A 21,433-nucleotide genomic window follows, 5' to 3' on the forward strand; every position below is an offset into this window, starting at 1 on the left:
AGCATATTACCTTTTTTCATACGTATTGATACATGTGTGCTGTAGTTGTACTAATATATGGATTAAACGACTCTTTTCCCTATAACAAAAAAGCCTGCCTTTCATAATAGGCAAGCTTTCTCAAGTTACATCTCATTTATTTTCTTCTTATACCAATCCTGCATTCTCTCCGCATCTTCTACTCTCGTATGCTCTATTTTATAACTAGATGATGCACTCGAAAACTTATACGTACATAAATCCGCACGGCGCTGGAAATATGATTGTGTCTTCTCCATTGATTGGACGTGTCTTCTTCTAATAAGTCCTGTATATTTTCCGACGCTACGATAGACAAGTGTAATTTGTTCTCCGTTAACACTGTAGCCATTTGTTTTAAATGTTGCGTAGCCAATTGTAAAGATAAGGATTGCGAGCGGTAGTAATGCCCACATGATGTAATACTTTTCAAAGTATATGCTTATTCCAGTAAGCGGGATTGCGAGCATAGCGAAAAAGATGAAACTATCAATGAGATAGCGGCGCAATGCTGCTTTTGGTAACGAAGTAATATTTGCATTCAGTTCGTATGGTAATTGTAAATGCGCGAGTAATTGTTGCACTCGATCTTTTCGAATGATAGGATGCAGTGTAACTTTTTCTTCTTTCCCTTCACTTTGAATGACTTCTACTTGCACAGCACAATAACCGAACGGTTGGCGTAAAATGCCTTCTTTTATCGTAATTCCTTGAATACGGTGCAATTTTAGTACGAGTTCTTTTCTCTCCAGTAACCCTTGCGAAATACGGACTTCATCATTTTTTCGATTTACTGTGAAGTTACCGTGTTTTAACGCGTAGCCAATTGTAGATATCATCCAAGAAACGACAAGTAAAATAGCTACCATGTAAATCCAGCCATATATATCGTGGTCCATTACATATGACGTCACACTATTTTTTATCCATTTCGGAATATACTCATCTACTTGGTGATAAACGAAAAAGATTAAAGAGAACAATACTCCAAATTGACCAGATGTAACAGACGCTATTAAAATCTCTTTCCACGTTAACTTGTACTCTGTCGTTTGTTTTTCCTCTGTAACAATTGCTTTTTCTACTGTATTTTCTGCTGCTTCGTCTAACGTTTTTTCTGCTTTCACTTCTGGAGTTGGCTCATTTAGCAAAGTAATAAGCTCCGTCGCCTCTTCTACCGTAATTCCAGCTAAGCTAACTTCTGCTTCATCGCCCCCGCCAGCTGTTTCAATCTGAATTTTTTTCAAACCGAGCATTTGGTATAGTACGTTAGAACTTGTATTAATTGTTTGAACACGTTCTTTATTTAAGTAGCTCTCCTTTTTCACAAAGAGACCTTGTTTCACATGTAATACGTTATTTTCGACCCAGTATACTTTGTAATACCAGCCTACGATAGCTGAAATAATTGTGATCAACGCAAAACCAATAGGAACTAAATACCAAAATGGAAACTTTCCCCTTAAGCTAAAAAGAAAAATAATGAGTGGTATAAAATCTGTTATTTTTAATTCTAATAACATCGTGATTGGATGCTGCCTCTTATACATCCTCATCACTCACTTTCGCTAATTCTGCGATTTTCGTTTTCAACATTTCAGCTTCATACATCGTTAAACCTGGGATGCTATGAGAAGTTGCTGCCGTTGAAATGTGTAATTCTGCCAATCCGTATTTTCTCATAATTGGCCCTTGTTCAATCGTTACGTGCTGTACACGAATCATCGGTACTAATACGCGCTTTACGACGAAAAGACCATGCTGAATTTCAAGTTCTTCTTCATTTAGTTGGTAGCTGTAATAACGTTGACGTAGTTTCGGAAACGTAAAGTAATCAAACGGTGTATATACAATTGTTAATCCGATGAGCACATAGAAAATCCAAGCCCACCAATTAAACTTAATCATAAAGAAAAGATATGCCAAAATGACTATAATACTGATTCCTAGCTCAATTAAAGAACGCGCTTTCCACACCTTGACCATGTCAGGGTGAATTTCATTTTTCAATGGATCCATGTAACCACTCCAAATCTAGTAATCTAATATATGAATACTCTTAATCTATATTTTACGTAACTTTACAGAAAATTTAAATTTAATCTTCTTTCTTCTCAGGAATAAAATATCCAAACCAAAGTAGCCAAATGAAACCGATTAACTTCATCCAATTTCCATCCGCTTGAAAAGCTTCAATCATACCTGGTATTTTATAAACCCCAATAAATCCAAGAAAACCGAGCCACCAGTTTTTTTGCATTTTCATTTTTACTCCTCCTTCATGACGTTTTTCACATTTCGAATCCAAATTTCTTTATACTTTAACTGGAATCCCATGAGCATATAGTTGCTCATATTATCAATCACGAGTGCTAGCGTATGAGCATTTTCTTCCGTTTCATGTTGTGACACTACGTCAAGTTCTACGCCTTTCTTCAATAAATCGTGGAAACCATTTAAGAAATCTTCTTGTATTTCAAATAAGCGTTTCTGATACTTTTCATTTCGCGATGCAGTTACGATAAATTCATTGATAACACGTAATATTCCTTCTTGCCCTTCATATTCAGAGAGCATATGTAAACCATCAGCAATTAACTTTTCTGCAAAGTTTTCTTTCGTATATTGCTCTTTATCGAAATAACTCACGAAATGATATCCAGAGAAAATTTCTTCAAATAAAAAATCGATTAACGCTTCTTTAGAAGAAAAATGATAATAAATAGCCGGTTTTGAAATACCTACCTCTTTCGCAATCATGGAAAGACTCATCTTCTCAATGCCGTGTTCTGCCATAAGTTTAAATGATGCCTCTACAATGTTTTGCGATGTTTGTAAATTCTTCGTCATACTGTACCTCACTTATTTTTACTTACCGGTCGGTAAGTAAATTATAAAACAAAACGAAATGATTTTCAATTTAATTAGCACTACAGAAGGTGTTTATCAGAAAATACAGAAATTTATAAAGTAAAAGCAACATATAACAATAAGGAGGATACCATATGGGACTTGGTGGTAATGAGGGCAGTGGTGGTAATGGCGGCGGTGAAGCAGGACAAGCTGGTAAGAGCGGATTTTCATTAATCATTTTACTTTTTATCGTATTGATTATAGTTGGAGTTAGCTATATCGGACTTAGCTTCTAAGAAAAGGCGTCCTACATTACACATGTAGGACGCCTTCTTTTTAATCCCTATTCAACAATCGCATACGATAACAATTCATCGTCACTTCTCCGAGTCTTTGCAGTAATTGATAGTTCGCATATGCGCCGACCGGAGCACCGATTATTGGTACGAGCTGAAGCATTTTTGCTAAATCGATATAGTCTCGGTACTCTGTTTGGAACTTTTCCCAGTCCATATGATTTTCTTCTTCTGTATCCCACGTTTCAATTGCTTTCCATATTTCTTTTCGGTGGTCGTCACTTGAAAAGGCAAGTTGGAAAACGTGAAGAATAAAAAGGCGCTCTTCTTTGTTGCTCGTATCAAATCCGTACAACGTTGCTGCATCGAATAAAAATTTAATTTTAATGCCGAGTAAAAGCGGAAAGTCAGCAAGACCGAGGAGAATACCGCCAGCCCCCGTCCCTGCTCCTTCTGCCGCTGCTATTTTTTTGTACTCATCCATTTTTTTACGTACTTCATCGTCTCGTCTTTGCAATGACCATGTCGTCTCTTTTAGCTTCGGCTTTATAAAGTTTGACCCGGCGCTGATCGTTTGCACCATCATACGAATCGTCTCTGTTAGTACCTTTTGTACTTTCGCCGGAATGAGCTGTTGCACCTTCGTCTGCACTTTCTTTGAGAACCGTGTCATCATAGAAGAATCTTTCATAAATGTAGCTTTCCACTGCTCCAGTTCTTTTATAACCTTTTCTTCATATGTAATCATAGGTTCATTCCCTTCAATTTAAACGCTCAATGCGCTTCGCCCCGTATTGGTAAACGAAACCGATACTAAATAATATGCTTACGATAAGTAAAATTCCTGTCATCATGAAATCTTTCGTTGCTAGTGCAAATATAACTGTAAAGATTACGCTCCCGATGATTAGAATCGCGTTTAATAAAGTAAGAAAATCTTTCTTCTTCTCTTCTCCCCCTACCGGATACAAATCAAGCCAAATCTTCATGCGGTGATGTTTCCATAAAGTTAAGAGCTGATAACCGATTAAGTATAGGAAAATAAGGCTTACGATAAATCGTCCATATAAAAACGGAATGAAGTACAAAATAACTCCTCCAAGAGCGAGCAAACGCACATATAATCCAAAATAGTTACCTGATCTTAAAAACGTTCTCGTATATAAGTATAAATATGTACGCTTTTCACCAATCATCGAAAGAATGAAATCGAGCCATTTTCTGCGTGCTACTCTTTCTTTTAATGCTGGTACATCAACGAACATGTTCGCGATGCGGTACAGCAGCATCATCTTCTTACCTTCTTCAGAAATTAAATACTCCCAGTTTAGTGGCTTTCCCTTTACCATTTGATGCATGATAGCAAGGTATAACACCATGAGAAGGACGATTCCACCAATGAAAAGAACTGAAGTACGTTCTACAAGGAAATATACAAATAAACCGTTTAGGATAAAACGAATGAACCAATCCGCTCTTTGTATATTTTGATCTGTTAAAAATGACTTTTCCCATGCTACGAATAAGTTCCACGCTTTTACGATGACAAACGCGAGTACAATCCATATGTAAGCCGCTCCTGTTTGTTTCATTTGCTGGAAGTATAACGGAGCAAGCGCTGCCGCTACAATTGCGATTATGTACAACTGAATCATAAACGTAAAAAGAAACGCCTTTGTAAAGTATGGTTTTAATTTTTGTTCAACTGGCAGCAAGTAAACGAGATCCGCTTCTTTTAATAACGTTTGAATGGATCCAGCCGTTAACACGAGTCCAATTAATACTGCCATTACGAGCGCCGCCGGAAACGAAGGTGTTAACGTTTGTAACCATTGCTGGTAATAATACGCTCCCGCACCAATGATGAACACGAAAATAAATTTCAAATGATCATTAAATACGTATTTACTATATGTACGAACTTCTTTTAGAAAGTGACGAAATCGTTCTTTCCATAACGCTGTGCTATTCATAATCTTCTTCCTTTGTTAGCGCGATGTAAATATCATCTAACGTTGCACCTGGCATATTAAACTGTGATTGCAGTTCAGATAGCGTTCCCTTCGCTCTTACTTCACCTTGATGCAAAATAATGAACGAATCACAATAACGCTCTGCCGTCGCTAAAATATGTGTGCTCATTAAAATACCGGCACCACTCTTTTTCATTTGGTCCATCATTTGAAGAAGGGATTGAATCGCTAACGGATCTAATCCAACGAAAGGTTCATCTACTATGTAAAGAGATGGCTCCACTAAAAATGCGCTCATAATCATTACTTTTTGTTTCATTCCTTTTGAGAAATGAGATGGAAACCATTTTAAACGATTTTTCATACGAAACTCTTGTAGTAGTTGTCCTACACGTTCTTCATATTGTTTTTCATCAATGCCATACGCCATAGCTGTTAATTTCAAATGCTCTTCTAACGTTAATTCATCATATAATACTGGCGTTTCCGGAATGAATGAAAAGCTAGAACGGTACGCTGTCATATCATCACGAATTGTTTTCCCATTAATTGTGACAGTTCCTTTTTTCGGTTCCATTAAACCGATAATATGTTTAATCGTCGTACTTTTACCAGCTCCATTTAAACCGATTAAGCCGACAAGTTCGCCTTTATTAACAGAGAACGAAACGTCTTTTAATACAGGTCGTTTCGTATATCCTCCTGTAACATTTTCTACACGCAATAACTCGCTCATACGACACCACTTTCTTCATTAGTATTCATTCTATATTCATCTTACCAAAAATTATGCTGTACTACATAGTATCCATGTACTCAAAAAAAATTTTTAAATTTATTAGCATATATTTTTCCGAAAGCGGACATCATAATTATTGAAGAAGGAACACATTGAAAAAGCAACCACCAATTGATGAGTACAACAACATAGTGAAGTCATCATGAAATGGGGTGTCCAAGTTGGACAATGAAATTTACACATAACCAGATTATTTGTTTCATTTTCGAAACGGGGTGTCTCTGAAAGAGCATATACTGTTTTAAAAAATAAACAATTTCATTTTAAAAAAGATTGCAATTCATTTCACTTGAAAATGGGGTGTCTACGGCAGAAACTTTAGCCGATTTACCGTGCATTTCTTAAATAAATGAGGTGTCTGCGAAACGTAAATTACGATAATGCTTTTTCAATCCCTCTTCAGAAAACAGGAAGCTGAGTCAGCTTCCTGTTTTTCGTGTTTGTTCTCTTATATAATTATGGTAAAATACGGCTAAGGATATTTGAAAGGATGAGATCAATGAATCATACAGCAGACAATTGTATTTTTTGTAAAATCATTGACGGGCAAATCCCTTGCTCAAAAGTATACGAAGATGAACATGTGCTTGCATTTTTAGATATTAGTCAAGTAACAAAAGGACATACTCTTGTTATTCCAAAAGTTCACAAACAAGACATTTTTGCGTTAACGCCAGAAATCGCATCACACATTTTTTCTGTCGTTCCAAAAATCGCAAATGCGATTAAAGCAGAGTTTAATCCAATTGGCTTTAACCTACTTAACAATAACGGTGAAAAAGCTGGACAAACTGTGTTCCACTTCCACCTTCATTTAATTCCACGCTACGGTGAAAAAGATGGTTTCGGTGCTGTTTGGAAATCACACCAAAATGAATACACTATGGAAAATTTACAAAACATCGCAAGTACAATTGCAAATAGTGTGAAATAATGACACTATAAGAAGGCGTAATACATAACAAGCCAGTTCCCTGAAGTCATCAAATTCCGCATGGCTTGTTTCTTTACTTAAAATGCTCAGGGATGATTGTTTGTGCATAGCACATATAAGAAAGATATGCATATTTTTCCCATCATGAATACGAACAAAAAATAAGGAGGTCTCCTTTTATGTCAAAAGCTAAATCCTTTATTACAGGTGTTATTTGCGGCGGAGCAGTTGCTGGACTAGCTGTTCTTTTCTCAACTCCTTCTTCTGGTAAAGACATGCGCGACAAGTTAAAAGAAAAAGGAAATGATATTAAAAAGACTTTAGCTGATATTACAGCTGATACGAAATTATTAAAGCGTCAAATTATTGAAACTGCTTCAGAAGGTAAAGAAGTGTTTCAAGAATTAAAAGATGACATGCAAGACACGCTTTCTAACTGGAAGCAAGATATTTCTCAAAACAAGCGCCATATTGAGAAAGAAATTTTGGACATCCAAAAGTCAATTGAGAAACTACAAGAAGCTGTTCCAGAAAAAGCGTAAACAAATTCCTGCTTAGTTTTTTGCATATAACAAATATTTTTTATATAAATTGACCTTGACACGGCATATCATATAGATATGCCGTGTTTTTATGCATTTACAATATATGTTATCACTTAACATGTAAGGACAACGTATGTATTCACGACTCATAAAACGCTTCCATAGTTATGCATGATTTGTATAGAATGTCATTTTTCCGAAAAATTTTCACAATTCTCACAAAAAGACTTTATTAATTTTTATTTTACTGGCATAATAGATAGTAATGAAAAAAGAATGTTAAAGTGGGTGAGTAAATGAAAAGTGGAGAAAAAGATTACTCGGTAAAAGAAGCGATGATTTTCAGCCAACGCATTGCTCAATTATCGAAAGCGTTATGGAAATGTGTAGAGAAAGATTGGCAGCAGTGGATTAAACCTTACGATTTAAATATTAATGAACATCATATTTTAACAATCGCTTATCATTTAAAAGGGGCTTCTATTTCTGAGATTGCTAAGTTTGGAGTTATGCACGTATCAACAGCGTTTAACTTCTCGAAAAAGCTGGAAGAACGCGGCTATCTTGTATTCTCGAAAAAGGAAGATGATAAACGAAATACGTACATTGAAATTACAGACAAAGGGGAAGAATTACTACTTCGCTTAATGGAAGAGTATGATCCTGAAAATAATTCAGTGTTTAATGGGGCTCTTGCACTTCGTAATTTTTATGGGAAGTTCCCAGAAAATATCGAACTGATTGCAATCCTGCGTAACATTTACGGACAAGACTTTATCGATATTTTTGAGAAATCATTAGAAGATATTGAAGAGAACTTTACAGAATCCGATCAAAAGTTAGTTAAGAAATAATCTATTTATTTTTTCGCAATCATGCTTAAGAATTCATTCATAAGCGGCTTAAATAAACCTTGTTTTGCTAGCGCTTCCGCAGTTTCGTGTACTTCGAGCTGATGTGGAAGCGCTTTTTCAAATTGATCTAACAGCGCATCGAACAAAAGAAGCCCTTCTGCTTTCTCCACTACATATTGATCGTTCAGTTTTTCACAAAGATTTAGTATACGTTCAATATCTTTTTTACGAGCTTTTTTCTTTATGATCAAAGAATAAAATGGACACTTCTCTTCATCAATCATTTTAAATAATAAGTCTACATAGTATTCAGCTTGTTCTAATCTTCTAACAACGTCCATTTTCTCCCTCACTTTCTAACACAAAGTCTTCTATTTCTGAATTTTGTAACACGAACAAAATATCGTGTGATACAATATATGTATATGTATTTTAGCCAAAAGGAGGTCTCGCCTCATGACACTTATAACAGTTGTTTTTGTCGCATTCGCACTTCTTGTTATATTTTACACGAATTTCATGACACATACACTGTGTGAACGAAAACAAATAGCTGCGAGCCGCCAGCCCGGTGTCTTTCGGGTTATTAATGTATGTATAACAATTTTATTAATTTCTAGTTATATAGAAATTATATTTCATGGAAAGTGAGGAAGGAAAGCCCCTTCCTCACTTTTTTCCTCTATAAGCAAATTATACCTACAATAACCAATAAAATAAACAGTACAAGTAATAAAATAAGTTGAGAATTCATCCCCATCCCCTCCTCTATTCTGTATATGCGGCATACGCCCAATATGGCACACTTTCAAAATCTGACACGTACTGGTTAATTTTTCTTTATCAATATGAAAATGCGTCGAAATATGATATATTAAATTTTGTACATATTGCTTATACTATAGAACAAAACATTCATCAAAACTTTATCCTCAGCCACGGTAAGCCCTGTTAAGCGCGCTTTACCAATATAAAAAAGCAAAAGTATCAGTGAGACTTAATCGGGCTCTTATGAATGAAAATTCATCGGTGTAGGATAAATTAAAAATACATAATAGTAGGAGTGTTTATCGAATGAAGAAAGCTATGCTTGCCTTAGCCGCAACAAGTGTAATCGCATTATCAGCATGTGGAACATCATCATCAGACAAAATTGTTACATCTAAAGCTGGTGACATTACAAAAGAAGAATTCTACGAACAAATGAAAAATTCACAAACTGGTAAACAAACACTAAATAACATGGTTATGGAAAAAGTACTTATTAAAAACTACAAAGTTGAAGACAAAGATGTAGACAAAAAGTTCGATGAAATGAAAAAACAATACGGTGATCAATTCGATACACTAATGAAACAACAAGGTATTAAAGAAGAAACTATTAAAAATAGTGTGCGTGCTCAATTAGCTCAAGAAAAAGCGGTTGAACAATCGATTACTGATAAAGATGTAAAAGCAAAATTCGAGGATTATAAAAAAGAAATTAAAGCAAGTCATATCCTTGTAAAAGATGAAGAAACTGCTAAAAAGGTGAAAGATGAACTTGCTCAAGGTAAATCTTTCGAAGAATTAGCAAAACAATACTCTGAAGATACAGGCTCAAAAGAAAAAGGTGGCGACTTAGGATTCTTCGGACCAGGAAAAATGGTAAAAGAATTTGAAGAAGCAGCTCAAAAGTTGAAAAAAGGTGAAGTAAGCGAACCTGTAAAAACACAATTTGGTTACCATATTATTAAAGTAACTGATAATCACGCAGATGCAACTTTCGATAAAGCAAAAGCTGATATTAAAAAAGCACTAGTTCAAGAAAAAACACAAGATGCTCAATTTATGAACGATCTTATGATGAAAGAAATCAAAAAAGCTGACGTAAAAGTTGACGATAAAGATTTAAAAGATCTTTTCAAAGAGCAAAAAGCTGACGATAAAAAAGACGAAAAGAAATAATGAAGTAAAAAGCTTGGGCTTAGGCCCGAGCTTTTTTTATCCCCTCTTCTCCCGGTAGTTAATCTAGATTCGGTAAATGAAATTATATCAGTGATTTTTCAAATATATCGACCGCAACTCCAATTATATCGGCGATTTTCAAAATATATCGGCGCAACTCCAATTATATCAGCGATTTCCGAAATATATCGACTTACCGACAAAAAACGACAACAAGCGTGACTCCTCTTCAAACACAAAAAAACCTTGATCCACGCCACGTAGAACCAAGGTTTATCTTATTATGATTGATTAAATGAAAAAACTATGTTAAATTAGAACAGAAACACGTTTTACAAAATAAAAGGAACGTATTTATCCGTATCTTAATTTTACACCAAAACACATCTTCAGTCAACCTCTATTTTTCACTTTTAAAGGAGTGCTTACCGTATGAACAAAAAACTTGATCTAGAGCAAAAAAGATTGGATACCGTAATCGAGACAATTACGGAGCAAATTGATAAACTGGAAAATGAAACTGGCAGACGCCGAGCAGAAGTAATCAATATTCGTAAACACTTTTGGGATGATGTGAAAGTGAACACGGATACTTTTGATGATTATCTTGAAACAGTTATCAACTTGAGACAACAAGCTCAGTCACTAGCTGTCACACAAATTACCCATAAGCACACCTTTAATCGACTTGCCGCATTAAGACGCATGCATAAAGCACCTTATTTCGGACGAATTGATTTCAAAGAAGAAGGAGAATCTGCCGCGGATCAAATTTATATCGGCGTCGCTACACTTACTGATGCAAGCGGAGAAAACTTCCTTATATATGACTGGCGCGCACCTATTTCGAGTGTGTACTACGATTATCCACCAGGACCGGCTGAATACAGTACACCAGGCGGCGTAATCCACGGTAATGTGGAGAAAAAATTACAATACATTATTCAAAATGGCGAGATTGATTCTATGTTCGATACGAGCCTTACAATTGGTGATGAAATCTTGCAGCAAGCGCTCGGAAAAGGTACGAATAAACATATGCAGAGCATCGTTGCTACAATTCAGCGCGAGCAAAATGAAATTATTCGTCACGATGAAGGCCGACTCCTTATCGTGCAAGGAGCTGCTGGTAGTGGTAAAACGTCAGCTGCCCTGCAACGAATCGCCTACTTACTATATAAATATCGCGAATGGTTAAAAGCAGATCAAATTATTCTCTTCTCCCCTAACTCTATGTTCAACAGCTACGTTTCTAACGTACTACCTGAACTCGGCGAAGAAAATATGCAGCAAGTGACTTTCCAAGAATATTTAAACCATAGACTGAGTAAGTCATTTGACGTTGAAGATCCTTATGAACAATTAGAATATATGTTAACTGAAACGAATAATCCTACCTATAAAACGAGAAATGCGAGCATTCGATTTAAGGCATCTACTCAATTTTTCGAGATGATTAGAGCGTACAGACAATCTCTTGAATCTTCAGGCATGCTATTTAGAGGAATGAAATTTAGAGGAAAACTGATTGTTTCTGCGAAAGAAATTACAGAACAATTTTACAATACCGACTCCTCCCTCCGCTTCCATAGTCGAATTGAGAAGTTAACGGATTGGCTAAACAAGCAAATAGATGCACTTGAAAAAGCAGAACTGAAAAAGCCTTGGGTAGAAGAAGAAATTGAATTACTTAGTAAAGATGAATACCAAAAAGCTTATAAATATTTACAGAAAAAAGGCGAGTTTGACGACAACTCCTTTAATGATTTTGAAAAAGAAACGAGAGTACTTGGACGTATGATTGTCCGTAAAAAATTGAAGCCACTGCGTAAAGGCGTTCAAACATTACGCTTTATCAATTTCACAGGCATATATAAACAACTTTTCACAGATGCATCATGGGTTACTGAGAAAAAACCGAAAGAGTGGGATGACATTTGCTCCTTAACAGTAAACATGCTTGATGAAGGAAAACTATATTACGAGGATGCGACTCCATTCTTACTTTTAAAAGAATTAATTGAAGGCTTCCAAACGAACAGGTCGATTAAACACGTACTCGTAGACGAAGCGCAAGATTATTCGCCGTTTCAGTTCGAGTTTTTAAAACGTCTCTTCCCTGCTGCAAGAATGACTGTACTCGGAGACTTTAACCAAGCGATATTTGCTCATGCGAGTGAAGCAGTGAATTTCAACACACTTACTAGCTTATACGGACCAGACGAAACGAATGGCATCAACTTAACTCGTAGCTATCGCTCAACAAAACCAATTATTAAATTTACACGCACTCTCGTCCCGGAGGGCAAGAACATTCACGCCTTTGAACGTGACGGTGAGAAACCTAAAGTGACGAAAGTATCGAATGTCAACGAACTGCACGAACGTATTACTGCCAAAGTTGCTGAACTACAAAAAGAGCAGCACAATACGATCGCAATTATATGTAAATCTGCAGCTGAAAGCGCCGCTGCCTACGAAGCACTTAATCATATCGAGAATATTAAACTTGTGAAAAGTAACTCAGCCGAGTATGAACAAGGCATCGTCGTTATTCCTGCTTATTTAGCGAAGGGGATTGAATTTGACGCTGTTATTATTTACAATGCTTCTAAAGCTGTGTACAGTGATGAGAGCGTACGTAGATTGTTCTACACTGCTTGTACGCGGGCGATGCATGAGTTGCAACTTTATAGCGTTGGCGAGGTTAGTCCTTTTGTGCTTGGGGCTGATTCGGAGAGTTTTGAGCTTATAATGAAAACACCTTGATAATCATCAAGGTGTTTTTCTCATTCTAAAAGGAATATCTTTACGTCGATATACACTCAGCACAATCCCCATTATAAATGCATGAAACAGAGTTGGTATCAAGCCGTAACTAATAAAGGGTAATGATATAGAAACACGTGGTAATATCCCGAGGGTCATGCCAACGTTACAAATAAAATGGATTACAAAAAGAGTTACTCCGCCAACGAGAAGCAATTTACCATAACCATCATTTATTTTATAAGCTATGTTCATTATTCTTACTGCAAAAAGAGAAAGAATCACGACAAGAACTAGCGCAAGTACATATCCATAATAGTAAGTCAAACTTACAAATACAAAATCAGTATGGACAGCACGGATAGACTTTATATTTTCATATGTACCAAACCAACCTGCTGAAGACATCGCCTCTTTTAAACGTAAATACCATAGATCATGCTCTGGGTTTAACATTCCTAAAATTCTGGCCATACGGTATTCTTTTACAGCAGACCAGGAAAGTAGATCCCTAATAATCAATGGTACAATAGGTAAAATCGTAATGAGCCATGCCGTTTTCTTTCCTAACTTACTCCACCAAAGCATAACAAATACCATCATAATGTAGATGAAAATGGGTAAAAGAATTGATATAGTTGAAAATAAATATAAAGAAAATACGTACAACATGAGAAGATGTATAAACTTTAACCTACTATTATTGAAAAAAGAAGCCCAGGCTAGAAAAAAGAATGGTATCGTCATTAAACAGTCAATTTTGATGGGGCCAATTTTTATTATCGCTTCCCCAATCACGTAACCAGTCGGAAAACATTTTATAGCTAACAAGATAAGTATTCCAATTGTATAAAACAGCCATCCAAACCTCTCTAGCTTCCGGTAATCAAGCAACATCATCCCAATGGCTGTTGCAATCCCAAGAATTACAAAAATTACTTTGTTCATTAGTAAATCATCCGTATGCCCAAAAGCGATTATTGGTAAAAAACCTAATCCCATAGCAGCTACTAATAAAATAAGTAAAAACCAATCCACCTTTGGCTTATGAAGTTTATTAAGTTCTTGCCCTAGTTTAATCGGACTTCCCATTTGTTCCACCGCTTTATTTTCAGCGACTTCCTCGCTCAAACCTTTTTCTATCCATGTGTTCTTCGCCTGTTTTAGGTGAAAATCTAGTTCCGTTGCTACAAAATCTTTCGCTTCTTTTGATTTAATATAATTCGTAACTTCGCTTACAAAACGCTCCCCTTTTTTATTCAATTTCTCCTCACTCCTGTACTAAGCCTTTTAATATAAATTGTACCTTCGTAGCATTTTTTTCTGCCTTTCGCAGCATCTTTCTTCCTTTATCGTTTAATTGATAATATTTCGCTCCTGCATGATCCCAGCTAGATTGGATCAAACGGTTCTGTTCCAGACGATGTAATACGGTATATAAAAATCCTTCATTTCCTTCGAATTTCCGAATCCCTCTCCCTCGTAGTAGCTGTGACAATTCGTACCCTGTTTTTTCATTACTGAGGAGTTGTAAAATCGCTAAAGAGATGTCCTCTTCCTTCTCGTTTGAAGCATTGATTTTTTCGCGCACCTGCTTTCGATGTTGATCAGAAAAACTCAAATGTTTAAACGTTGTATTCTCCATTGATTTTCGCAGGCCTTTTAATTGATCTTCCATTTGATTATTCCTCCAATCCTTTCTTCAAAAGCTCCTTCGCTTTTTTCAGTCTCGTTTTTATCGTATTTTCCTTTACGTCTATTACTATAGCAATCTCTTTAATTGATAACTCTTCATAATAAAATAGATAAATGACTTCTCGATATTTTATCGGTAAATTCATTACTGCAGAAGCCAGTTCACGGTCCTCCGCATTTTGAATGACAGTTTGTTCGACACTACCATTTTGAACCCCCATATAAGCAGCTTCATCCTCTGTCACGATCACCTTGTTGTTATACCAACTTTTTATATAGTCCTTACATTGATTAATCGCAATTCTCCATAACCACGTTTTCACATTCGACTTCCCTTTATATGTATGCAGAGATTTATAGCATTTCACAAATATATCTTGCGTTACATCCTCAGCAATCTCTTTATTGTTTACATATGAATACACAAGCTGCAGGACTTCTTGTCCATACTTGTTCATAATTTCATCGATAAGGAGTTCCTTATCTTCTATTTCAAACGCTTCTACCGTTAATTCATCCACATCATTTCCTCCTTCCCATATATTAGACGACGCACTGTATGAAAAAGTTTTATAAATACATAAAAAAATACGGATGGTAATGTCCATACCGTTTTTTTATGAATATTTATTTACTTCTTTTCCCCTGACACTAATGCTCTGCTTAAAAACAGGAATTTTTATCCATATATCTTGTTCCCTATTTTAAAACATAATACAATTAAAATGTAACTTAATAAGCTATAACTAGTAGGTGTGGCAATCATCTCTTCCATTTTGAAAAAGGGGGGAGGTGATAATATAATCGCGATGTTTATAATTAAATTAGTGTATGGTATCCTAACCGGAGCTGGCGTTGTCATCGGTAGAAGATACGTCGGTCCGTGGCTAATTTCTGTATACAAAAAAGCGAGAACCACCCTGCTTCGTGGAAAAGGTAAGGGCGGTTCTCGGCTAAAACGTTAATGTAATTGTCTTATAACCGCACCTACTACCACCACAATAGCAAGTTAGGTTACACAAGGCAGAAGTTTCTCAGGCTTCTGTCTTTTTTATTTTATGCAAAATTCACACTACATACTCTATCATCATTGTAACACATTTTATTTATTTTTAGTCAAGAGAAAAACCACCTAAAGGGCTCCCCTTCAGGTGGTTCTCTATTTTACGCTAACGCAGCTAGACTTTTTCAAGTTCAGCTGTGCCGCTCTCATCATTTATAGCACCAATAAAGACGGATTATGTACCCGCTTCATAACAGTATGAGTAAACAAGGAACAACACCTATTACGAATATAAAAAATCCTCTCACTATATAGCACCTATGTTTTCAGCAATACTCTATTACCATCAAACTAAATTTGTATAATTTAAACTACAGAATAGCAAGCTAATTTTCAAATATCTTCTTGCGCATTATCCTAAATTTATTATCTATTTGTATCATGCTTATAAATAAAAGATATCCTACCGACGCACCGAGCATATTTATAGCAATCCGCCACACATCAAAAACATCAGACAAAGTTAGTAAATGTAATATCTCCCAAACAAGAAAGGTCATAACATACCACTTACGAGCTTTCTTATAGTTAGTCACTTTATTAATCAGCACTGGAACGAAAAATCCGAATGGAACTACTAATATTATATGTTGTAAAACACTTAACCAATAAGTTGAGTTTCCCCAAGGACCTGGATGTGCAATAAAATCTTTAACTTGCCAAAGTGTTATTCCAAAAAGTTGTAATAACGTTTCTAAATCAGATATATGTAAAAATTGCTGCCAAAATTCAATGGGATGATAGACAGTCCCACCTGTCAAACTGCGAACAGAGTCAAATGTAGAAGTTGAAATAAACGTTCCTAAAAAGACAATAAAACAAATGATTATATAAGGAATACATAAAATTTTTGATAATACCTTTAATGGTCTAGGAACTTCGTATACCGATTTATTAATCTCTACGCCAATAACTTTTGATTCTCCAAAACTTTGAATCGCTTTATAAATCGCTTCTTTTTCATTCATACCTTGTTCCATATATTCTTCTTTCAAGCTGTTCAAGTGATCATACATTTCTAGAAATAACTCATCCTGTTCAATATCACTAAGTTCTGAATAGGCTAAAATAGACTTAATATACTCATCAAATTCACTCATAAATAACTCCTTTCTGACAAGCTTGAATTAATGCTGTTACACTCTCCCAAGAATTCACTTTCTTCTGCAATTCTTTTTTCCCTTTATCTGTAATAGTATAGAATTTCCTTTTCATCCCATTCTCAGATTCATTCCAATAAGATTCAAGAAACTCCTTTTTCTCTAATCTCTTTAAAGCAGGATACAAAGTTCCCTGCCCCATACTATACAAATCTTCACTTGCATCCTTTAAACTTTGAGCTATTTCATATCCATATGTATCACGTTTTGCAATGATAGAAAGTAATAAAATATCTATACTTCCCTTCAAGATTTCTTTGTCCAACAATACCACCACCTTATATACATCGTATAACAACATATGTCGTTATGCAATATAGTTAGAAGAATATTCCATAAAAAAAAGAACCACCTAAAGGCTCCCCTTCAGGTGGTTCTTTTTTTTACGCTAACGCAGCTGCTTGCTCTTGTTGATCTACAGGAATTACAGCATCTGTTAATGCTTTTTCTAATTCTGCTGTGTATTTCATTTGCTCTTCTTTGCTCCAGCCTAGTTTCGCAGCCATGTAGTTGATTACTGCTTCTTTCCACTCGTATACCCAGTGGATATTGAAGAATACAGCGCCTCTGCGGCGTACGAAGAAGTCAACTGGTTTTGCTGTCATTTCGTAATCCATTGCGTATACAAGAGGGATTAGAACGTCAAGCGGCATGTTGTATTCTTTCGCTTCGTCTTTATGTTTTTTCGCTAAGTCAAATAGTACGTCAACGTTAGAGCCGTAGAATTTCGCGAATTCTTCTGCTTGTGCTGTTGTTAAACCATATTTCGTACCTTCGCCAGCTTTTTTCGCAACGAATGCTGGGAATCCGTGTGAACCATCTACATGTCCACCAGAGATTGGCATATGTTTCGTGTCGCTCTTCGGATATGCGCTATGACCTTCTTTTTGTAGTAAGTTCGTTACGTAGTCTACTACCATTTCAGCCATTTTGCGGTATCCTGTTAATTTACCACCTGCGATTGTAATTAAACCAGATTCAGAAGTCCAAATTTCATCTTTACGAGAAATTTCAGATGCACTCTTACCTTCTTCATAAATTAACGGACGTACACCAGCCCAGCTTGATTCAATGTCTTTCTCTGTAATTTTCACGCTTGGGAACATGTAGTTAATCGCATTAATGATGTATGTGCGATCTTCTGTTGTCATTTGTGGTACAGCTGCGTCTTTATCATAGAACGTATCTGTTGTACCTACATAAGTTTTCCCGCCGCGAGGAATCGCGAACACCATACGTTTATCTGGTGTATCGAAGTAAATCGCTTGACCTAATGGGAAACGTTTTTGGTCAATTACTAAGTGAACACCTTTTGATAACTGAAGTACTTTTCCTTTTTTCGAGTTATCTTTTTCACGAAGTGTATCTACCCAAGGGCCAGCTGCGTTTACAATTTTCTTACCGTAAACTTCGTATACTTCTCCGTCTAGTAAATCGATTACACGTACACCGCATACTTTTCCATCTTTATATAAGAAACTGTCTACTTTTGCGTAGTTAACAGCTTTTGCGCCATGCTCAATTGCTTCTTTCATTACTTCAATTGTAAGACGCGCATCATCTGTACGATATTCTACGTAGTAACCGCCGCCTTTTAATCCTTCTTTTTTTACAAGAGGCTCTTTGTTTAATGTTTCTTCACGGTTAAACATCTTTCTGCGCTCGCTTCGTTTTACACCTGCTAAGAAGTCGTATACACGAAGACCAATTGATGTACTAAATGATCCGAACGTACCGCCTGTATGGAACGGAAGTAACATCCACTCTGGTGTTGTTACATGGGGACCGTTCTCATATACAATCGCACGCTCTTTACCCACCTCTGCTACCATTTTCACTTCAAGTTGTTTTAAATAACGTAGACCACCGTGTACAAGCTTCGTTGAACGACTTGATGTACCTGCTGCAAAGTCCTGCATTTCAAAAACAATTGTTGATAACCCGCGTGTTGCTCCATCTAATGCAATACCAGAACCAGTAATACCTCCACCAATTACGATCACATCTAACTCTTGTTTATTTACTCCGTTTAATACGTCTTTACGTTGTTTACTTGAAAATTTCATGGTAATTCCTCCCTTTGATAACGAAAAAAGAGACCACAAACTCCGCTATAGATTTCGCCTCTATAGCGCGTTGTGGTCTCTCCAAATCTCCTACCGAATTATTAACTTGTCACCATTATAACACTGTTTATGATTATTTGAAAGCTTTTGTTGCTTCAATTGCTTTTTTCCATCCAGCATATAGCTCTTCACTTGTTTTCGCTTCCATCGTTGGTTCAAAGCGTTTGTCCATATGCCACTGTTCTTTAATTTCATCTTGGTTTTTCCAATATCCAACCGCAAGACCAGCTAAGTATGCTGCACCTAGAGCCGTTGTTTCGTTGATCACTGGACGCTCTACAGGAACATCTAAAATATCACTTTGGAACTTCATTAAGAAGTTATTTTTAACTGCTCCGCCATCAACGCGTAATGTTTTCAGTTCAATACCTGAATCTGCTTCCATTGCGCATAATACATCTTTCGTTTGGTAAGCTAAAGATTCTAGCGTTGCACGAATGAAGTGCTCTTTCGTCGTACCGCGTGTTACACCAAACATAGCGCCGCGTACTTCACTATCCCAATAAGGTGTTCCTAGTCCAACGAATGCTGGTACAACGTATACACCATCAGTTGATTCAACGCGACTCGCATACACTTCACTCTCACTTGCATCTTTAAACATGCGCATTCCGTCACGTAACCACTGAATTGCAGAACCTGCTACGAAAATACTTCCTTCTAATGCGTAGTTTACTTTACCATCTATTCCCCATGCAATTGTTGTTAATAGACCATGCTCAGAAGCTACTGCTTTTTCACCTGTGTTCATTAACATGAAGCAACCAGTTCCGTAAGTATTTTTCGCCATACCTTCACCGAAACAAGCTTGTCCAAATAATGCTGCTTGTTGGTCACCAGCTACACCTGCAATCGGTACATTTTGGCCGAAGAAGTGGTAATCAATTGTTTCTCCGTAAATTTCAGATGATGGACGTACTTCTGGAAGCATGCTCTTTGGTACTGTTAACATTTCTAGAAGCTCATCATCCCACTGTAAGTCGTGAATGTTAAACATTAACGTACGTGATGCGTTTGAGTAATCTGTTACGTGTGCTTTACCACCAGATAGTTTCCATACAAGCCACGAATCAATTGTTCCGAATAATAGATCGCCGTTTTCTGCTTTTTCTCTTGCACCTTCAACATTATCTAAAATCCATTTTACTTTCGTACCAGAGAAGTATGCATCAATTAAAAGACCTGTTTTTTCGCGAACCATTTCGCTATAACCTTTTTCTTTTAACTCATCACAAATTTCAGCTGTTTGGCGAGATTGCCATACGATTGCGTTGTAAATTGGTTTACTAGTTGTTTTATCCCAGACAACCGTTGTTTCACGTTGGTTCGTAATACCGATACCTGCGATTTGTTCCGGTTTTACATCTGCTTCGCTTAAGCAAGTTGCGATAACTGCTAAAATAGATCCCCAAATTTCTTGTGCATTATGCTCTACCCAGCCCGGCTTTGGAAAATGTTGTGTAAACTCTTTTTGAGCTGAATGAACAATTTCACCTTTTTTATTGAAAAGAATTGCGCGTGAGCTTGTTGTTCCTTGGTCTAATGAAAGAATATATTTTTTCATATCGGTTTCCCCCTTATGCTACTTTTCTACTATTTGTATTGCTTCCGCTTTTTTTACTTGTCATATAAGAGATTGCTAGTACAATCACAGTTGCGATAATCACATAAATAAGTGCTGAATTTTGCTTTCCTTCAAATACAACTTGATGGAATAAACCTGCAAGTGATCCACCTAAAATTGGACCAACTACTGGAATCCATGCATACTTCCAGTTTGAACCGCCTTTTCCTGCAATCGGAAGGAAGAAGTGTGCGATACGCGGACCTAAATCACGCGCTGGGTTAATTGCGTATCCTGTTGTCCCACCTAATGATAAACCAATACTTACAATTAAGAAACCTACGATAAATGGATTTAATCCATCTGCAAATTTATTTGCACCAATTGCTAATATACCAAATACTAAAACGAATGTTCCAATCATTTCACTTAAAAGGTTTGCAAATGTGTTCGGAATTGCTGGACCTGTTGCAAATACACCTAACTTTGTTCCTGGATCTTCTGTTTCTTTCCAGTGTGGTAAGTAATGTAAATATACGATAACTGCCCCGATAATTGCCCCAATCATTTGTGCTGCGATATAACCTGGTACATCACTCCATGGGAACGCTCCCTTAAATGCTAATCCTATTGTTAAAGCTGGATTCAAATGTGCCCCACTAATTGATCCAACCGCATATGCTGCAACCGCTACCGCTAAGCCCCAGCCCATTGTAATTACAATCCAACCAGAATCTTTCGCAAACGACTTCTTTAAACTTACACCAGCACAAACGCCGCCACCAAGTACGATTAACAACGCAGTCCCTATTAACTCTCCTAAAAATGCTGACATAG

At 36.5% G+C, this 21,433-nt stretch carries 24 protein-coding genes; 8 read left to right on the top strand and 16 right to left on the bottom strand.

Translation table 11 applies throughout. From position 1 onward, the window contains the following. Positions 1 to 125: 125 nt before the first annotated feature. The 4 genes from ACS2CR_RS07935 to ACS2CR_RS07950 all read right to left on the bottom strand — a co-directional run bounded on the left by ACS2CR_RS07935 (position 126) and on the right by ACS2CR_RS07950 (position 2,868). On the bottom strand, positions 126 to 1,568 hold the full coding sequence (locus tag ACS2CR_RS07935; RefSeq protein ID WP_053513557.1) for a PH domain-containing protein: 1,443 nt from the start codon (positions 1,566 to 1,568) through the stop codon (positions 126 to 128). Then, entirely contained in the window at positions 1,561 to 2,037 is a 477-nt protein-coding gene (locus ACS2CR_RS07940; protein ID WP_000371346.1) for a PH domain-containing protein, read from the bottom strand. The genes ACS2CR_RS07935 and ACS2CR_RS07940 overlap by 8 nt, the downstream gene beginning before the upstream one ends. Positions 2,038 to 2,116: 79 nt before the next feature. Beyond that, on the bottom strand, positions 2,117 to 2,284 hold the full coding sequence (locus ACS2CR_RS07945) for a hypothetical protein (RefSeq protein WP_000783813.1): 168 nt from the start codon (positions 2,282 to 2,284) through the stop codon (positions 2,117 to 2,119). Positions 2,285 to 2,286: 2 nt separating this feature from the next. Further along, positions 2,287 to 2,868 (bottom strand): TetR/AcrR family transcriptional regulator, encoded by a 582-nt coding sequence (locus tag ACS2CR_RS07950; protein ID WP_000164831.1) that lies wholly within the window; start codon positions 2,866 to 2,868, stop codon positions 2,287 to 2,289. 155 nt (positions 2,869 to 3,023) lie between these two features. On the opposite strand from ACS2CR_RS07950, the gene ACS2CR_RS07955 reads away from it, so the two are divergent. Then, positions 3,024 to 3,167, top strand: coding sequence for a YjcZ family sporulation protein (locus ACS2CR_RS07955; RefSeq protein ID WP_074644000.1), 144 nt, complete (start codon positions 3,024 to 3,026; stop codon positions 3,165 to 3,167). A 40-nt stretch (positions 3,168 to 3,207) separates the two neighbouring features. On the opposite strand, the gene ecsC is transcribed toward ACS2CR_RS07955, so the two are convergent. The 3 genes from ecsC to ecsA are packed head-to-tail and all read right to left on the bottom strand — an operon-like array spanning position 3,208 to position 5,876. After that, positions 3,208 to 3,915, bottom strand: a complete 708-nt coding sequence (gene ecsC / locus ACS2CR_RS07960) for an ecs operon protein EcsC (protein ID WP_000634139.1) — start codon at positions 3,913 to 3,915, stop codon at positions 3,208 to 3,210. A gap of 13 nt (positions 3,916 to 3,928) precedes the next feature. Next, complete coding sequence (gene ecsB, locus ACS2CR_RS07965; protein ID WP_053513553.1) at positions 3,929 to 5,140, bottom strand: ABC transporter permease EcsB; 1,212 nt, start codon at positions 5,138 to 5,140, stop codon at positions 3,929 to 3,931. Next, positions 5,133 to 5,876 carry an ABC transporter ATP-binding protein EcsA gene (gene ecsA / locus ACS2CR_RS07970; RefSeq protein WP_001292595.1) on the bottom strand — a complete coding sequence of 248 codons (744 nt, stop codon included), beginning with the start codon at positions 5,874 to 5,876 and terminating at the stop codon, positions 5,133 to 5,135. The genes ecsB and ecsA overlap by 8 nt, the downstream gene beginning before the upstream one ends. Positions 5,877 to 6,438: 562 nt before the next feature. Here ecsA and ACS2CR_RS07975 point away from each other — a divergent pair. From ACS2CR_RS07975 to ACS2CR_RS07985, 3 genes are all read left to right on the top strand, one after another. Continuing rightward, positions 6,439 to 6,873 carry an HIT family protein gene (locus tag ACS2CR_RS07975; RefSeq protein ID WP_001016834.1) on the top strand — a complete coding sequence of 145 codons (435 nt, stop codon included), beginning with the start codon at positions 6,439 to 6,441 and terminating at the stop codon, positions 6,871 to 6,873. A gap of 179 nt (positions 6,874 to 7,052) precedes the next feature. After that, on the top strand, positions 7,053 to 7,415 hold the full coding sequence (locus ACS2CR_RS07980) for a YtxH domain-containing protein (RefSeq protein WP_053513551.1): 363 nt from the start codon (positions 7,053 to 7,055) through the stop codon (positions 7,413 to 7,415). A gap of 299 nt (positions 7,416 to 7,714) precedes the next feature. Beyond that, positions 7,715 to 8,272 (top strand): HTH-type transcriptional regulator Hpr, encoded by a 558-nt coding sequence (locus ACS2CR_RS07985; protein ID WP_000834924.1) that lies wholly within the window; start codon positions 7,715 to 7,717, stop codon positions 8,270 to 8,272. Between the two features lie 5 nt (positions 8,273 to 8,277). Here the strand turns inward: ACS2CR_RS07985 and ACS2CR_RS07990 are convergent, their stop codons facing one another. Further along, a complete protein-coding gene (locus tag ACS2CR_RS07990) occupies positions 8,278 to 8,613 on the bottom strand; it encodes a YhaI family protein (protein WP_000383653.1) in 336 nt (111 codons plus the stop codon). Positions 8,614 to 8,728: 115 nt separating this feature from the next. Between ACS2CR_RS07990 and ACS2CR_RS07995 the strand changes: the two genes are divergently transcribed. The 3 genes from ACS2CR_RS07995 (at position 8,729) to helD (ending at position 12,988) form a co-directional block, all read left to right on the top strand. Beyond that, positions 8,729 to 8,923: a hypothetical protein gene (locus ACS2CR_RS07995; RefSeq protein WP_000172690.1), complete on the top strand. Its 195-nt coding sequence runs from the start codon at positions 8,729 to 8,731 to the stop codon at positions 8,921 to 8,923. 423 nt (positions 8,924 to 9,346) lie between these two features. Further along, positions 9,347 to 10,219 (top strand): peptidylprolyl isomerase PrsA, encoded by an 873-nt coding sequence (prsA, locus tag ACS2CR_RS08000; RefSeq protein WP_053513549.1) that lies wholly within the window; start codon positions 9,347 to 9,349, stop codon positions 10,217 to 10,219. 432 nt (positions 10,220 to 10,651) lie between these two features. Further along, positions 10,652 to 12,988 carry an RNA polymerase recycling motor HelD gene (gene helD / locus ACS2CR_RS08005; RefSeq protein ID WP_053513547.1) on the top strand — a complete coding sequence of 779 codons (2,337 nt, stop codon included), beginning with the start codon at positions 10,652 to 10,654 and terminating at the stop codon, positions 12,986 to 12,988. Between the two features lie 6 nt (positions 12,989 to 12,994). On the opposite strand, the gene ACS2CR_RS08010 is transcribed toward helD, so the two are convergent. Genes ACS2CR_RS08010 through ACS2CR_RS08020 form a run of 3 tightly spaced genes read right to left on the bottom strand, consistent with a single transcriptional unit; the run spans position 12,995 to position 15,204 of the window. Continuing rightward, on the bottom strand, positions 12,995 to 14,251 hold the full coding sequence (locus ACS2CR_RS08010) for an FtsW/RodA/SpoVE family cell cycle protein (protein WP_053513545.1): 1,257 nt from the start codon (positions 14,249 to 14,251) through the stop codon (positions 12,995 to 12,997). A gap of 7 nt (positions 14,252 to 14,258) precedes the next feature. Beyond that, positions 14,259 to 14,666, bottom strand: coding sequence for a PadR family transcriptional regulator (locus tag ACS2CR_RS08015; RefSeq protein WP_000390089.1), 408 nt, complete (start codon positions 14,664 to 14,666; stop codon positions 14,259 to 14,261). Between the two features lie 4 nt (positions 14,667 to 14,670). Beyond that, a complete protein-coding gene (locus ACS2CR_RS08020; protein ID WP_016109447.1) occupies positions 14,671 to 15,204 on the bottom strand; it encodes a sigma-70 family RNA polymerase sigma factor in 534 nt (177 codons plus the stop codon). A gap of 288 nt (positions 15,205 to 15,492) precedes the next feature. On the opposite strand from ACS2CR_RS08020, the gene ACS2CR_RS08025 reads away from it, so the two are divergent. Continuing rightward, positions 15,493 to 15,648 (top strand): hypothetical protein, encoded by a 156-nt coding sequence (locus tag ACS2CR_RS08025; RefSeq protein WP_000469930.1) that lies wholly within the window; start codon positions 15,493 to 15,495, stop codon positions 15,646 to 15,648. Positions 15,649 to 16,072: 424 nt separating this feature from the next. On the opposite strand, the gene ACS2CR_RS08030 is transcribed toward ACS2CR_RS08025, so the two are convergent. The 5 genes from ACS2CR_RS08030 to glpF all read right to left on the bottom strand — a co-directional run bounded on the left by ACS2CR_RS08030 (position 16,073) and on the right by glpF (position 21,431). Then, on the bottom strand, positions 16,073 to 16,846 hold the full coding sequence (locus tag ACS2CR_RS08030) for a VanZ family protein (protein ID WP_001288383.1): 774 nt from the start codon (positions 16,844 to 16,846) through the stop codon (positions 16,073 to 16,075). Next, positions 16,839 to 17,171: a PadR family transcriptional regulator gene (locus tag ACS2CR_RS08035; protein ID WP_000356630.1), complete on the bottom strand. Its 333-nt coding sequence runs from the start codon at positions 17,169 to 17,171 to the stop codon at positions 16,839 to 16,841. Before ACS2CR_RS08035 ends, ACS2CR_RS08030 begins: the two co-directional genes overlap by 8 nt. A 118-nt stretch (positions 17,172 to 17,289) precedes the next feature. Further along, complete coding sequence (glpD, locus tag ACS2CR_RS08040; RefSeq protein WP_000672831.1) at positions 17,290 to 18,972, bottom strand: aerobic glycerol-3-phosphate dehydrogenase; 1,683 nt, start codon at positions 18,970 to 18,972, stop codon at positions 17,290 to 17,292. 133 nt (positions 18,973 to 19,105) lie between these two features. Next, positions 19,106 to 20,596, bottom strand: a complete 1,491-nt coding sequence (gene glpK, locus ACS2CR_RS08045) for a glycerol kinase GlpK (protein ID WP_000760011.1) — start codon at positions 20,594 to 20,596, stop codon at positions 19,106 to 19,108. Between the two features lie 13 nt (positions 20,597 to 20,609). Next, on the bottom strand, positions 20,610 to 21,431 hold the full coding sequence (gene glpF, locus ACS2CR_RS08050) for a glycerol uptake facilitator protein GlpF (protein WP_001272195.1): 822 nt from the start codon (positions 21,429 to 21,431) through the stop codon (positions 20,610 to 20,612). Positions 21,432 to 21,433 lie beyond the last annotated feature (2 nt).

This window comes from Bacillus cereus group sp. BceL291, assembly GCF_051776705.1.
Taxonomy (GTDB): Bacteria; Bacillota; Bacilli; order Bacillales; family Bacillaceae_G; genus Bacillus_A; species Bacillus_A cereus.

Coding starts and splice junctions, on each gene's coding strand:
- ACS2CR_RS07985 (WP_000834924.1), top strand. CDS start 7,715: ATGAAAAGTGGAGAAAAAGATTACTCGGTAAAAGAAGCGATGATTTTC.
- ACS2CR_RS07955 (WP_074644000.1), top strand. CDS start 3,024: ATGGGACTTGGTGGTAATGAGGGCAGTGGTGGTAATGGCGGCGGTGAA.
- ACS2CR_RS07945 (WP_000783813.1), bottom strand. CDS start 2,284: ATGAAAATGCAAAAAAACTGGTGGCTCGGTTTTCTTGGATTTATTGGG.
- ACS2CR_RS07980 (WP_053513551.1), top strand. CDS start 7,053: ATGTCAAAAGCTAAATCCTTTATTACAGGTGTTATTTGCGGCGGAGCA.
- ACS2CR_RS07935 (WP_053513557.1), bottom strand. CDS start 1,568: ATGTATAAGAGGCAGCATCCAATCACGATGTTATTAGAATTAAAAATA.
- ecsC (WP_000634139.1), bottom strand. CDS start 3,915: ATGATTACATATGAAGAAAAGGTTATAAAAGAACTGGAGCAGTGGAAA.
- ACS2CR_RS07940 (WP_000371346.1), bottom strand. CDS start 2,037: ATGGATCCATTGAAAAATGAAATTCACCCTGACATGGTCAAGGTGTGG.
- ACS2CR_RS08030 (WP_001288383.1), bottom strand. CDS start 16,846: ATGAGTGAATTTGATGAGTATATTAAGTCTATTTTAGCCTATTCAGAA.
- ACS2CR_RS07995 (WP_000172690.1), top strand. CDS start 8,729: ATGACACTTATAACAGTTGTTTTTGTCGCATTCGCACTTCTTGTTATA.
- ecsA (WP_001292595.1), bottom strand. CDS start 5,876: ATGAGCGAGTTATTGCGTGTAGAAAATGTTACAGGAGGATATACGAAA.
- ACS2CR_RS07975 (WP_001016834.1), top strand. CDS start 6,439: ATGAATCATACAGCAGACAATTGTATTTTTTGTAAAATCATTGACGGG.
- prsA (WP_053513549.1), top strand. CDS start 9,347: ATGAAGAAAGCTATGCTTGCCTTAGCCGCAACAAGTGTAATCGCATTA.
- helD (WP_053513547.1), top strand. CDS start 10,652: ATGAACAAAAAACTTGATCTAGAGCAAAAAAGATTGGATACCGTAATC.
- ecsB (WP_053513553.1), bottom strand. CDS start 5,140: ATGAATAGCACAGCGTTATGGAAAGAACGATTTCGTCACTTTCTAAAA.
- ACS2CR_RS07950 (WP_000164831.1), bottom strand. CDS start 2,868: ATGACGAAGAATTTACAAACATCGCAAAACATTGTAGAGGCATCATTT.
- glpD (WP_000672831.1), bottom strand. CDS start 18,972: ATGAAATTTTCAAGTAAACAACGTAAAGACGTATTAAACGGAGTAAAT.
- glpF (WP_001272195.1), bottom strand. CDS start 21,431: ATGTCAGCATTTTTAGGAGAGTTAATAGGGACTGCGTTGTTAATCGTA.
- ACS2CR_RS08015 (WP_000390089.1), bottom strand. CDS start 14,666: ATGGAAGATCAATTAAAAGGCCTGCGAAAATCAATGGAGAATACAACG.
- ACS2CR_RS08025 (WP_000469930.1), top strand. CDS start 15,493: ATGTTTATAATTAAATTAGTGTATGGTATCCTAACCGGAGCTGGCGTT.
- ACS2CR_RS07990 (WP_000383653.1), bottom strand. CDS start 8,613: ATGGACGTTGTTAGAAGATTAGAACAAGCTGAATACTATGTAGACTTA.
- glpK (WP_000760011.1), bottom strand. CDS start 20,596: ATGAAAAAATATATTCTTTCATTAGACCAAGGAACAACAAGCTCACGC.